Raw genomic sequence first — 12,817 nt, 5'->3', positions numbered from 1 at the left:
AATGTGCAGAGGCGCAGCGCCAGCACATGGCGCAGCGCAGCAGACTGAGAGGCACGAGACATGCAAAAGACGCTATTGCTGACCGGGGCGAGCCGGGGGATTGGCCATGCCACGGTGAAGGTGTTTCAGGCGGCGGGCTGGCGGGTGCTGACCGTCTCGCGCACGGGCTTTGACGACCGCTGCCCGTGGCACGCTGGATCCACCGATCACTTTCAGGGCGATCTGTCGAACCCTGAAAATCGCGCCGATCTGGTGGCGCGGGTACGCGAAAGCCTTGGTGACGGTGGGCTCAACGCCATCGTCAACAATGCCGGGATTTCTCCGAAAGGCGAGGGCGGGTCGCGGCTCGGCATCGCCGAAAGCTCGGATGACGTCTGGCGCGAGGTGCTTGCAGTGAACCTGATGGGTCCGGCGGCGCTTATGCGCGATCTGCTGCCCGAGCTCGAAAAGGGCAAGGGCGCGGTGGTCAACGTCGGCTCGATCGTCGGCTCGCGGGTGCACCCGTTCGCCGGGGCGGCCTATGCCTGCTCGAAGGCGGCGCTGGCCGCACTGACCCGCGAGGCGGCGGCAGAGCTTGGCCCGCGCGGGGTGCGGGTGAACATGGTGACGCCGGGCGAGATCGAGACCGAGATCCTCTCGCCGGGGACCGAGGAAATGGCCGAGATCATTCCGCTGCGCCGCCTCGGCAAGCCCGATGAGGTGGCGCGGGTGGTGCTGTTCCTGTGTTCCGAACAGGCCTCTTACGTCAACGGCGCCTCGATCGACGTCAACGGTGGCCAGCATGCCTGAAGCAAAGGGGCGGGCGTGATGCGACACGCCCGCCCCCGCGGTTTTGTTCCCAGGGTAGGGGGCGGCTCAGTAGCCGCGCCCCGCATCCGCCAGATCGGCGCAAGTGCCGGTTTCCTCATAGGTCTTGAGGTTGGCGGCGATGATCCGCCCGCCGGTGGCCGCGTCGATCTGCGAGGCCACATGCGGCGTCACGGTGATCGCCGGATGATCCCAGAACGGGTTGTCGGTCGGCAGCGGCTCTTGGTGGAAGACGTCGAGCGTCGCCTGCTTGATCTGGCCGCTGTCGAGCGCCGACAGCAGGTCTTCGTCCACGAGGTGCGGGCCGCGCGCGCAGTTGATCACGCAGGCGCCTTTGGCCAGCTTGCCGAAAAGCTCGGCATTCATCAGGCCGCGGGTCTGGTCGGTCAGCGGCAGCAGGTTCACGAGGATCTCGCAGCCCGACAGGAAGTCGTCGAATTGCTCGGGGCCGGTGAAGGTCTCGACGCCCCCGATGCTCTTGGGCGATTTGGACCAGCCGCGCGTGGTAAAGCCGAGCCCGGCCAGCGTCTGCGCCGCTGCGGTGCCGAGGTTGCCAAGACCCATGACGCCGACGGTGCGGTTCGGGGCGACGGGAACGACGATCGCGTGCCAGTCCTTCTCGGCCTGCGCCTGCAGCTGGCGCGGCATGTCGCGGTGATGCCGCAGCACCTGCAGCGCCACATATTCGCGCATGCGCTGGGTGAGGTCGGTGCCCACGGTGCGGATGATCGGCACGCCCTGCGGCAGCGCTTCGTCGGCCAGTACGTGGTCGATGCCGGCGCCGATCGAGACGATGGCCTTGAGATTGGGCAGCTTGGCCAGATCGCCGGTGCGCGGACGCCAGACGACGGCATAGGAGACCGCCTCGGGGTCGGTCACCTCATCCAGCGGCTGGACCGTCCATCCGGGCAGCAGGTCTTGCAGCATGTCCACCCACCATTGGGTCTTATCGGCGAGGGGAAGATAGACGGCGACAGTCATGGGAACTCCTTGGGTGTGGCCTTGGTATCGGAGACAAGGGAATGAACTTCAAACAGCTCGAAGCCTTCTACTGGCTTAGCGAGTTTCATAATTACAGGCAGACGGCAGAGCATCTGGGTCTGACGCAGCCTGCGGTGTCCGCGCGGATTCAGTCGCTCGAGAAGGACCTCGGCAAGACCCTCATCGACCGCGAAGCGCCGGGCTTCGTGTTGACCGATCAGGGGCTGGAGGTGGCCGAGTTCGCTGTCGACTTCCTGAATCTGCGCGAGGCGATGATGGGACGGCTGCAGGACAAGCAAAAGCGCGGCCTGAGCATCGGGCTTGCGGGCATGGCCGCGCTGACTTGGGGTCCGTTGCTGCGCGCCGCGGTCGAGGCAGCGCATCCCGAGCTGATCCTCGACATTTACGCCGGTTCGGACCTGCAGCTGCGCCGCTTTGTCGAGGCCGGCACGCTGGACGCGGCCTTCACCGCGACGGGCGATAGGGCGCGGGGAACGGATTTCGCCGTGCGCTACGACGTGGGCTGGGTGGCGCGACCCGACGTGATCGAGGGCAGGGCGATGCCGATGAGCCCGGACGAGCTTCGCAAGCTGCCGCTGGTGCTCTATCCCAAGACCTCGCCGCTCTTTACGCCGGTCGCCGACTATGTCGACGACATGCGCGAGCGTCCCGCGCCGCGCCATTACGGCAATTCGCTCTCGACGATCTGCGAGATGGTGCGCGGCGGCTACGGCGCCTCGGCGCTGGCGCTCACCGCGCTGCGCGAGGATTTGGCGCGCGGCACGGTCGTCCATATTCCGGCGACCGAACCGCTCGCGCCGCTGCACGTGTCCTGCACCCACCTCAACCGGGCCCGCCGAAAGCAGGTGGTCGAGGTGCTCGAGCTGGCCCGTGAGGCCGCCAGAGAGTGGTGCGCAGAACATCCTGAGTACAGCTCCTTCGTCGAGATCTGAGGGCTTAGCCCTCTGTCTTGGCCTTGACCATCTTGGTCGCGCCGGACATCTCACCGAGGTGCGTGCCAGCGGTGACCTTGGCCTCGTTGACGCGGCCGCGCTCGGTCTTCAGCTCGCCCTCGGCCAGCACCTCGTCGAGGTCCTCGGGGGCAATGAACAGCACGCCGCTTTCATCTGCCAGCACCGCGTAGCCCGGAAGCACGGTGGCGCCGCCGATCGAGACCGGCACGTTGAAGCCGCCGCCGGTGTTGTAAAGCCGCGTGGTGACGGGCGAGGGGCCGCGCGACCACATGGCGAAATCCTGATCCTTGATCTCGGCGGTGTCGGTGTGCGGACCATCGACGCAGCCGCCTTCGAGGCCGATCATCGCGGCCATACGGGTCACGCCGCCGCCCCAGCAGGCGTATTTCGTGTCGCCGAGACGGTCGACGGCAAGGAAGTAGCCCGGCCCACACTGGCTAAGGCAATGGTGCAGCAGCGTGCTGTCGAGGCCCGGAATGGCCAGCGTCGCGACGGTGGCGGCGACGACCTTGCCCGGCAGCACCGGCTGGATCGCGGGGGCGGCAAAGCCAAAGTGGTAGAAGTGGCCGATGGTGGCGGTTTCGAGCTTTGCCAGCCGGTCGAGCTTGTCCTGCGGGATGGGCTCGGGCATCGGGTTCAGCTTGTAGACGAGATTGGACATGGGTCCCTCTTTTAGTTTTGTGGTCCGAGGATGAGGTCGGGCAGCAGCGTCACGGTCTGCGGCACGAAGGTCAGGAGGATGAGCACCGCAAAGAGCGGCAGCAGCATCGGCAGCACGGCCATGGTCACTTTCTCGAAGCGCACGCGTCCGACTTCGGCGACGATGTAGAGGCCGATGCCCATGGGCGGCGTGGCGATGCCGATCAGCAGGCCAAGCTGGATGATGATCCCGAAGTGCACGCGGTCGATGCCATAGGCGTCGATCAGCGGCAGCAGGGTGGGCACGAGGATCAGCTTGGCGGGCACACCCTCGACGACGCAGCCGACGAGAATGATGAACACCAGCAGCAGTCCGAGGAAGACGTTCTTGTTCTCGGTCAGGCTGAAGGTGAAGTCGGCCAGTTTCTGCGGCGTCTGGTCGATGGCCAGCAGCCAGCCCATGGCGATGGAGAAGGCGATGATGATCATGATGACCGCGGTCATCATTGCGGTGTCCGACAGCGCGTTGAAGAAGGCGCGGAAGGTCAGCTCGCGGTACCAGATGCCGATCAGCACGCAGTAGATACAGGCCAGCACGCCCGCCTCGGTGGCGGTGACAAAGCCGAACATGATGCTGCCCAAGATGATCGCCGGGGCGACCAGCGCCAGAAAGCCATGCTTTGCGGTGCCGACGACTTCGCGGGCGGAGGCGCGGGGCTGGGTCGGGAACTCCTGAAACTGCGCGCGGATACGCACGTAGATCATCAGCGCCAGACCGACGAGAATGCCCGGCACGAGGCCCGCAAGGAACATCCGCTCGATCGATTGCTGCGCGAGGAAGGCATAGAGCACGAGGCCGATCGAGGGCGGGATGAGCGGCCCGATGACCGAAGAGGCGACGGTGATCGCGGCGGCGAAATCGGCTTTGTAGCCGCTCTCGCGCATCGCCTTGATCTCGATCGCGCCCAGACCGGCGCAGTCCGCCACGGCGGCGCCCGAGATGCCCGCAAAGATCATCGAGGAGAGGATGTTGACCTGCGCGAGGCCCGCCTTGAGGTGGCCCACCAGCGCGTTCGCGAAGGCGAAGATGCGCTCGGTGACGCCGGTGGCGTTCATCAGATTGCCCGCCATGATGAAGAAGGGCACAGCGGTCAGCGAGGCTTTGTTCACCCCTTCCAGCATCTGCTGGGGAATGATCTGCAGCGCGGTGGAGAAATCCGAGGTCAGGAAGGTCAGCACCGTTGCGGTGCCGATGGCAATCGAGATCGGAACGCGCAGCAGGATGAGCGCGATGAATGTGCCGAAGAGAATCCAGGCCATGGTTTACACTTCCGGATGGTGGTCTGTGACGTTCTCCGGCAGCCCGGCAACCAGTTTCGCAAGATCGAGAACGGCGGTCAGGGCAACGAGGAAGGTCGAGATGAAGAGGGGCGCAGAGAGGGCGAAGCGCGGCAGCTCGGCGCCGCCGGGGAGGATCGCGCCGTCATAGACGCCGTTCGAAGTGGCGATGACCGTGGGCAGCTGCTGAAGCAGCACGCCGGTGACCAGCAGCGTCGCCGCGTCCGACAGGATGCGGGTAAAGACGACACCCGCCGGGCCAAGTCGCTCGGCCAGAAAATCGATGCGCACGTCCTTGAGACGGGCGTAGAGGGCGAAGAAGCCGAAGAAGCTGAGCCAGATGAAGAACACCATCGTCCACGGCCACATCCAGTAGGGCGCCATGCTCATGGGCCGCAGGATGATCGTCGCGGTGGTCAGCCCCAGCATCACCAGAAGGCAGATGTTGGAAATCCAGAGGAACACGCCGCCCATGGACCAGTTCAGACGGTCGAGGCGGTTGAGGGCCCGCTGCAGCGGGCCCTCCGGTGAAAGGTCGAACGGCGTCACTGCGCGGGCGCCCGGGCCGCTTCGACGGCTTCCATGAAGCCCTCGGGCAGCTCGCCCTTCTCGGCCATCTCTTCGTAGTAGGCCTTCATCTTCTCGACCAGCGGCGCGGTGTCGAGCACGGTGTACTCGGCGCCATCGGCGACCATGCGCTCGATGCTCTCTTCGGCGACGCTGAACATCAGGTCCTGCGACATCTCACCGGCGTCTTCATAGGCCTTGAGAAGGCCTGCGCGGGTGTCTTCGTCGAGCGCGTTAAGGGCGCTTTCGTTGACCATGAAGCCAACCGACTGCCAGTATTCGTCCATGCGGGCGATATACGGCGCGACCTCGTTGAAGCGCATGGATTCAACCAGCGCGACGGGCGAGTTCACCGCCTGTACGATGCCTTTCGAGATGCTCTGATAGACTTCGGTCCAGGGCAGGGTGATGACCTCGGCGCCCAGACGGTCCCAGGTGTCGATCGCCACCTTGTTCTCGTGCATGCGCATCTTGAGGCCTTCGTAATCGGCCGCCGTCTTCACCGGCACGTTCGAGACGGTGACGCGGAACGGGCCACGCAGCACGAGGGTCGGATCGCCCAGCGGACGCACGCCGGATTTCTCGGCGGCATTGTCGAACCAGCCCTTCACGGTGTCGGAGTTCATGAACCGCTGCCAGTGGCCAAAGTCGTCAAAGGCGTAAGGGCCAGCGAGCCAGCCAAGCGCGGGCTCCCACTTCTTCATGTAGCCAAAGCCCTCGGCGTAGACCTGAACGATGTTGGCCTGCAGCTGCTCGAGAACGGCGTTCTCTTTGCCGAGCTGCTCGTTGGGGTAGACGGTGATTTTCAATTCGCCGCCGGTGTATTCCTCGGTCAGCTCGGCGAATTTCTCGAAGACCTGCCCCTCGGGGCTGTCGACCGGCATCTTGGTGGCCATTTTCCAAGTGGTTTCGGCCTGTGCCGCAGAGCCGAGCACCAGCGCGAGGCTGGTCGCGAGGCCAAGAAAGGTTCTTTTCTTCATGTGTCGTTCTCCGTGTTGGGGGAAATGGCCGGGTGGTCCCGGCTCATTGTTGTGAATGCGTGGATCCGGGGGGTGATCAGTCGTGCAGCCCCTTGGCGACATGGTCGCGCACGAGGCCAGCGCCGATCTCGGCCAGCCGCGCCACCAGCACGTCGCCGGTCTCGGCCGAGCAGAGCGTGGGGTTGCAGGCGTAGGCGCCGGTTTCTGTCGCTTCGAGCGCCTCGATCGGGGCCTGAATTTTCGCGCCGTCATACTCGATCGACGAGAAGCCGCCGATGGCCATGCCCTTGATGGTGCTGCCGGTGGGGGCCTCGCGCACGAGGTCCTTGCGGATCAGGTCGGGGTAGAAGTGCAGGCCGACCGAGGTCAGCGGATCGCCGCCGTGGCCCGACGAGGCCTTGGCCTTCTCGGCGCCGATCAGCGCGGGCAATTGGCCGTAGGCGACCTGCCACAGATACATCGACGGCACGAAGAGGCCCGCTTTCTGGCGCCAGCGCAGCGCGACCTCGGTGATCGCGGGGACGTTGCCGCCGTGGCCGTTGACGATCATCAGCTTGCGGATGCCGTGCCGGTTCAGACAGCCGAACATGTCGTCGAGGATGCCGCAGAGCGTCGCATGGCTGATCGAGATGCCGCCGTGGCTCGACTCGAAGTAGTCTTTGCCGCCGAAGGGGATCACCGGGGCCACGAAAGTCGGCACGCCATCGGCACGCGCGGCCTTGGCGATCTCCATCGCCATCAGGTCTGCGGCGAGATAGTCGCCCATCGGTGCGTGGATGCCCTGGTCTTCCAGCGAGCCCATGGGCAGCAGCACCACGGCCTCGGAGGTCAGTTCCTGACGGGCCTCTTCCGAGGTCAGCTCGGCGATGCGGATCTTCTCGATCATTTGGGGAGGTTCCTGTTGCTTTGGTCGTCTTTGAGGTCAATGAAGCCGTGCCGGGCCGTAGCCGTCCAATTCATTCGGGTTGCCTTGCCATAGAGAAAATTTTTCAATTTTTACCGTGGCTTGCCGCCATAGGCACAGCTCCGCCGCAACGGTCGCGCAGGGCGCGCCGCGGGGGTGGGTGGGGCGCTTTCCAGGGCCGGGAGGGATCGCTTCGGCTTTGGAAAACGCAGTCGTTCTGAGTGCTGGCAGCGAGGCGGGGGTAGGGTATGCCCCGCTGCCCGAGGCGGGCTTAGCCCGCGGTGGTCTGGGGCTGCGGCCCCGCTTTGATACAGGCGGCGCGCCAACCGGTGCCGACCGGCTCCAGCGCGGGCACGGCTGCGGCGCAGGCCTCTTCGGCCATCGGGCAGCGGGTGCGGAACGGGCAGCCCGAAGGTGGGTTCGCCGGACTTGGCAGTTCGCCCTCCAGCACCTTGTCGCGCGCATCGTCTCCGCGTGCCTCCAGCGACGGCGTCGCCGCGAGCAGGGCACGGGTGTAGGGGTGGGCCGGTGTGCCAAAGACCTTTTCGGCGGGGCCTTCCTCGACGATACGGCCGAGGTACATCACCACGATCCGGTTGCAGAGGTGGCGCACCACATGCAGGTCGTGGCTGATGAACAGCATCGCGAGGTCAAGATCGCGGCGCAGGTCCATCAGCAGGTTCACCACCTGCGCCTGGATCGACACGTCGAGCGCCGAGACCGGCTCGTCCGCCACGATGAAATCGGGCCGGGTCGAGAGCGCGCGGGCGACGGCGATACGCTGCCGCTGACCGCCCGAGAACTGATGCGGACGGCGCTGCGCCGCCGAGGCGGGCAGGCCGACCTGTTCGAGCAGCCGCGCGACCTCGGCGTCGACTTCACTCGACGGCACGATGTTATGGGTGCGGAGCCCGTCGGCGATCTGCGCGCCGACCGAGCGTCGCGGGTCGAGCGATCCAAAAGGGTCCTGAAACACCATCTGCATGCGGCGCGACAGGCGGCGACGGTCGGCTCCGGTGATCCCCGAGAGGTCGCGGCCATCGAAGGTCACGGCCCCTGTGGTCGGAGCGTCGAGCCCCAGCATCATCCGGCCCAGCGTGGACTTGCCGCAGCCGGACTCGCCGACCACGCCGACGGTTTCGCCGGGCGAGACGGTCAGGCTGACGCCATTGACCGCCCAGACGTCCTTTTTCTTGCCGAGCAGGCCCTTGCGCGACGGGAAGTTGCGGCCAAGGTCCTTTGCCTCGACCAGCGGTGCGGTGGGTACGTCGTGGATCAAGAGACATCCTCCCAGCGGAAGCAGCGTGTCAGCCGGTCTGAAGTGGGCTCTGCGGCCTGCGGTGCATGGTCGATGCAGCTGGGCAGCGCATAAGAGCAGCGCGGTGCAAAGCGGCAGCCGGTGGGCATGGCGCGGGGCGAGGGCACGGCGCCGGGAATGGCCACCAGCCGCTCGGAGCCGCCCTCGGGGACGGAGGCGATCAGCGCCTGCGTGTAGGGGTGCTTGGGCGCAGCAAAGACCTCGGCGACCGGGCCTTCCTCGACCACCTCACCGGCGTACATCACGGTCACCCGGTCGGCGATCTCGGCGACCACGGCCAGATCATGCGTCACGAAGATCATCCCCATCTCGGGTGTCTCTTCCTTGAGCCGCGCGAACAGCTGCAGGATTTGCGCTTGAATCGTCGGGTCGAGCGCGGTGGTGGGCTCGTCGGCGATCAGCAGTCGCGGGTTGTTGGCCACGGCCACGGCGATCATCGCACGCTGTCGCTGCCCGCCGGACAGCTCGTGCGGATAGGCCGAGACGCGGGTTTCCGGGTCGGGAATACCCACATGGCGCAGCAACTCGATGACGCGGGTCTTGAGGGCCGCGTCGTCGATGTCGTGATGCGCGCGGATCGCCTCGCCGACCTGCTCGCCGATGCGCAGCACCGGGTTGAGCGCCGCCGCAGCGTCCTGAAAGACCATCGAGATGTCCTCGCCGCGCAGGGCGCGGAAGCCATCTTCGTCAAGCCCGGTCAGGTCGATCGGCTCGCCGCTGCGCGAGCGGTAGACGGCAGAGCCGCCGGTGATGCGCAGCGTGTCGGCCAGCAGCCCGGTCATCGCAAGCCCGGTGAGGGTCTTGCCCGATCCGCTCTCGCCGACCAGCGCCACGGTCTCGCCAGGGCGCACGGTCAGACCGACACGGCGCACCAGTTCAAGGTTGTGCGCGGCGATCGACAGATCGCGGATTTCCAGCAGCGGTGCGTCGGTTTCGAGCGCTTTGACCGGCTTCTTCGCCTTGTGCTTCTGGCGCGGGCGCAGCCACAGCGCACCGCCAGCGGTGAAGCTGCGCGGATCGAGCACCGACTGCAGCCGGTCGCAAAGCAGGTTGAAGGTAAGGATCGTGCCAGCCAGCGCCAGCGACGGCCAGACCAGCAGCAGCGGGGCAACCTCCATGGCGCCGCGGGCCGAGCGGATCATCAGGCCCCACGACGGGGTGGGGGGCACGACGCCGAGGCCAAGGAAGCTCAGACCGCTTTCGATCACCATCGCAGAGGCGACCACCAGCGACATCTGCACCAGAAGCGGCGGCAGCACGTTCGGCAGGATGGTCCGCACGAGGATGCGCAGCGGGTGGGTGCCCATGGCGCGCTGTGCGGTGACAAAGTCGAGCCCGCGCACCTGCTGCGTGGCGGCATAGACCACGCGGGCATAGTTCGGCGTGTAGAGGATGGTCAGCGCAATGATCAGCGGCCAGGTGCCCGCGCCGAGGATCGCCACGACGAGCAGCGCCAGAAGCAGCGGCGGCAGGCACAGGATGATCTCGGAGGCGCGCACGGTCAGCAGTTCGACCACGCCGCGGAAATAGCCACCGAGCAGACCCAGCGTCGTGCCGATAGCGGCGGCGATCAGCGCCGAGCCGACGGCGATGAAGAGCGAGGCCCGGCCGCCCCAGATCAGGCGCGCCAGCACATCGCGGCCAAAGTCGTCCTGCCCAAGCCAGTGCTCGGCGGAGGGCGGGGCGAAACGATGCGGGATGTCCATGCCGCGCACGTCTTGCAGCGGCAGCACGGGGGCCAGCAGCACGGTCGCGACGATCAGCGCGATGATGGTGCCGGGCAGAAGCAGTTTGCGTGTTGTCCGGCTCATCAGCGCACCAGCGAAATACGGGGGTCAAGCATGGCGTTGACCACATCGACCACGAGATTGAGAAGGACGAAGAGCACCGAGATCGTCATCACGATCCCCACCACTTCGGGATAGTCGCGCGCATCGACGGCGGTCACGAGGTAGCCCGACAGTCCGGGCCAGTTGAAGACGAATTCCACCAAGACGGTGCCTCCGATCAGCGTGCCAAGCTCGAGGCCGAGAATGGTCAGCACCGGGATCAGCGCGTTGCGCACCACGTGGCGGCGCAGGATGCGCGCGCGGCTGACACCCTTTGCGCGCGCGGTCCGCACATAGTCGCGCTCGAGCACTTCGAGCACCGAGGCGCGGCTCATGCGGGTGATCACCGCAAGCAGCGACAGCGCCACGGTCCCGGCGGGCAGCAGCAGCAGTTTGAGATGTTCGACCGGATCCTCGCTGAAGGGCACGAAGCCCCCGGCAGGCAGCCATTTCAGCTCCTGCGCGAAGATCAGGATCACCACCGAGCCGACCACGAAAACGGGTGTGGACAGCGCGGCGGAGGCGAAGAACGAGATCACGGCGTCGGCGCGGCCATCGGCCCGGATCGCGGCGAAGGTGCCGAGCGGCACGCCGATCGCCGAGGCGATAAGCGCGGCCGACACGATGACCTCGAGCGTCCGGGGCAGGCGAAGCCCGATCTGTTCGATCACCGGCGCGCCATCGCGGAACGACGCGCCGAGATCTCCGGTGAAGATACCGGCGATATGGTCGAGATACTGCTGCCAGAGCGGGGCGTTGAGCCCCATCTTCTCGCGCAGGGCGAGGACCGCATTGGGATCGGCCGGAATATTGCCCTGACTGAGCAGAAGTTCCGCCGGATCACCTGGGATCAGGTGCAGGAGCAAGAAGACGACGGTGACCACGATCCAGACAAGGAACAGAGCCACCAAGCTACGGAAGGCGATGTATCTCAACATGGGTCTGCGATCAGCCGATCATCGCTTCTTCCAGCGTGAAGCCGGAATGGAAGGTCAGCTGGCCGGGCAGGTTGCTGAAGCCCGAGACATTGGCCGCCATGCCGTAGCCCTGTTCGCGCCAGCACAGGCCCATGATCGGAGCGGTCTCGATGGCGACGCGCTCCATCTCCTTGTAGATCGCCTTGCGCTCTTCGGTGTCGAAGCTGGCGCGACCCTTGGCGAAGGCTTCGGAGATCTCGGGCGTTTCCATGCCGTAGCTGCGCGCATAGCTCGGGCTCAGCGAGCCGTCGAGCACGGTGGCCAGACCGTCGGGATCGTTGTTCGCGGCGGCGGTGCCCATGACGGCGATGTCATAGGTGCCCTCGTTGCCCTTCTTCACGCGGGTCGACCATTCCGGCAGGTCGAGCGTGACGTTGACGCCGATCATCGACAGATACGCCTGACAGACCTCTGCGGTCGACTGGTGCATGCCGTATTGCGCGGTCGACAGCATGGTGCAGTTGAACCCGTCGGGATAGCCCGCTTCGGCCAGCAGCGACTTGGCTTTCTCGGGGTCGTAGTTCCACGCGTTGGCGAACTCGGCGTTGTAGTACTCCGACGCGTCCGGCAGCGGCAGATGCTCAAGCGGTGCGCCGCGCTCGTAGAAGGCGGCTGCGGCGATGTCCTCGCGCTTGATCGCGTGGCCCATGGCGCGGCGGACGAGCGGGTTGTCGAACGGCGGCTTGCTCGCGTTGAAGGTCAGATACATGAACGGGCCGAAGGTGGTGTCGAGCTTCAGCGCGTCGTTTTCCGCAACCTGCTCCATCGCCTGCCACGGCACATATTCCACGATGTCCACGTCACCCGCTTCAAGCGCGGCGACGCGCAGGTTCTCGTCCGCGTAGACGATCGCCTCAATGGTGCTGACCTTGGGCAGGCCTTCTTTGTAATAGTCGGGGTTGGCTTCGACGGTGACCGAAACGCCGCGGTCGGTCGAGACCAGCTTGAACGGACCGGCGCCCATCAGGCTGTCGCGCTCGGAGCCCTTCTTCATGATCGACATGTTGTAGTTGGCGAACCACTCCGGCAGCACCGCCTGCGGCTCGCTGGTCTTCATCACGACGGTTTTCTCGTCGGGGGTCTCGACCGAGGTGATGGTCGCGAGGCTGGCCTGCAGATAGGCGGCGGAGTCGGGCTTTTGCGCCTCGGTCACGGTCCATGCCACGTCTTCTGCGGTCACCGGGGAGCCGTCGTGCCACTTGGCGTCACGCAGCTTGAACGTCCATGTGCCGTCTTCGGCCACGTCCCAGCTTTCCGCCAGTTCGGAGCGGACGAGGCCTTCCTTGTCGTAGCTCAGCAGGCCGCGGTGGCAGAGCACCTTGATGGTGCCGGCGGAGGTGCCGTTCGAAGCCCAGACGTCAAAGCTGGGCGGGTAGGTCGAGAGACCAAAGCGCAGCGTGCCGTTGTCCTGCGCGCGCAGGACCTTCGGGCCGAGGAATGTGAGCGCGCCAGCGGCACCTGTAGTGGCCAGAAAGCCCCGGCGGTTCATGTGGTTCTTCATCG

The 12,817-nt window shown here is 66.0% G+C and carries 12 protein-coding genes; 2 read left to right on the top strand and 10 right to left on the bottom strand.

What is annotated here, in order from left to right:
- Positions 1 to 60: 60 nt before the first annotated feature.
- Positions 61 to 789 (top strand): SDR family NAD(P)-dependent oxidoreductase, encoded by a 729-nt coding sequence (locus G0A00_RS19830; protein ID WP_164183381.1) that lies wholly within the window; start codon positions 61 to 63, stop codon positions 787 to 789.
- A 66-nt stretch (positions 790 to 855) separates the two neighbouring features.
- On the opposite strand, the gene G0A00_RS19825 is transcribed toward G0A00_RS19830, so the two are convergent.
- The gene (locus G0A00_RS19825) at positions 856 to 1,788 is read right to left on the bottom strand and encodes a glyoxylate/hydroxypyruvate reductase A (protein WP_164183383.1); all 933 of its coding nucleotides are present in this window, start codon (positions 1,786 to 1,788) and stop codon (positions 856 to 858) included.
- Positions 1,789 to 1,829: 41 nt separating this feature from the next.
- Here G0A00_RS19825 and G0A00_RS19820 point away from each other — a divergent pair, with 41 nt between their 5' ends.
- On the top strand, positions 1,830 to 2,741 hold the full coding sequence (locus G0A00_RS19820; RefSeq protein ID WP_066104909.1) for a LysR family transcriptional regulator: 912 nt from the start codon (positions 1,830 to 1,832) through the stop codon (positions 2,739 to 2,741).
- 4 nt (positions 2,742 to 2,745) lie between these two features.
- On the opposite strand, the gene G0A00_RS19815 is transcribed toward G0A00_RS19820, so the two are convergent.
- The 9 genes from G0A00_RS19815 to G0A00_RS19775 form a co-directional block, all read right to left on the bottom strand.
- Complete coding sequence (locus G0A00_RS19815) at positions 2,746 to 3,423, bottom strand: RraA family protein (protein WP_164183385.1); 678 nt, start codon at positions 3,421 to 3,423, stop codon at positions 2,746 to 2,748.
- Positions 3,424 to 3,434: 11 nt separating this feature from the next.
- Complete coding sequence (locus G0A00_RS19810; protein WP_066104918.1) at positions 3,435 to 4,721, bottom strand: TRAP transporter large permease; 1,287 nt, start codon at positions 4,719 to 4,721, stop codon at positions 3,435 to 3,437.
- A 3-nt stretch (positions 4,722 to 4,724) separates the two neighbouring features.
- Positions 4,725 to 5,288: a TRAP transporter small permease gene (locus G0A00_RS19805; RefSeq protein WP_083191219.1), complete on the bottom strand. Its 564-nt coding sequence runs from the start codon at positions 5,286 to 5,288 to the stop codon at positions 4,725 to 4,727.
- Positions 5,285 to 6,286: a TRAP transporter substrate-binding protein gene (locus G0A00_RS19800; RefSeq protein ID WP_164183386.1), complete on the bottom strand. Its 1,002-nt coding sequence runs from the start codon at positions 6,284 to 6,286 to the stop codon at positions 5,285 to 5,287. Before G0A00_RS19800 ends, G0A00_RS19805 begins: the two co-directional genes overlap by 4 nt.
- Before the next feature lie 76 nt (positions 6,287 to 6,362).
- A complete protein-coding gene (locus G0A00_RS19795; RefSeq protein WP_066104927.1) occupies positions 6,363 to 7,172 on the bottom strand; it encodes a creatininase family protein in 810 nt (269 codons plus the stop codon).
- Between the two features lie 289 nt (positions 7,173 to 7,461).
- Positions 7,462 to 8,469 carry an ABC transporter ATP-binding protein gene (locus G0A00_RS19790; RefSeq protein WP_203595446.1) on the bottom strand — a complete coding sequence of 336 codons (1,008 nt, stop codon included), beginning with the start codon at positions 8,467 to 8,469 and terminating at the stop codon, positions 7,462 to 7,464.
- On the bottom strand, positions 8,466 to 10,319 hold the full coding sequence (locus G0A00_RS19785) for a dipeptide/oligopeptide/nickel ABC transporter permease/ATP-binding protein (protein ID WP_164183387.1): 1,854 nt from the start codon (positions 10,317 to 10,319) through the stop codon (positions 8,466 to 8,468). The genes G0A00_RS19790 and G0A00_RS19785 overlap by 4 nt, the downstream gene beginning before the upstream one ends.
- A complete protein-coding gene (locus G0A00_RS19780; RefSeq protein ID WP_066104934.1) occupies positions 10,319 to 11,275 on the bottom strand; it encodes an ABC transporter permease in 957 nt (318 codons plus the stop codon). The genes G0A00_RS19785 and G0A00_RS19780 overlap by 1 nt, the downstream gene beginning before the upstream one ends.
- A gap of 10 nt (positions 11,276 to 11,285) precedes the next feature.
- The gene (locus tag G0A00_RS19775; protein ID WP_164183388.1) at positions 11,286 to 12,815 is read right to left on the bottom strand and encodes an ABC transporter substrate-binding protein; all 1,530 of its coding nucleotides are present in this window, start codon (positions 12,813 to 12,815) and stop codon (positions 11,286 to 11,288) included.
- Between the last annotated feature and the right edge of the window lie 2 nt (positions 12,816 to 12,817).

The organism is Salipiger sp. PrR002, assembly GCF_010500775.1.
GTDB lineage: Bacteria > Pseudomonadota > Alphaproteobacteria > Rhodobacterales > Rhodobacteraceae > Salipiger.
Note: the sequence above shows the minus strand (reverse complement) of the source record. Positions and strands in the feature narration are given on the sequence as shown.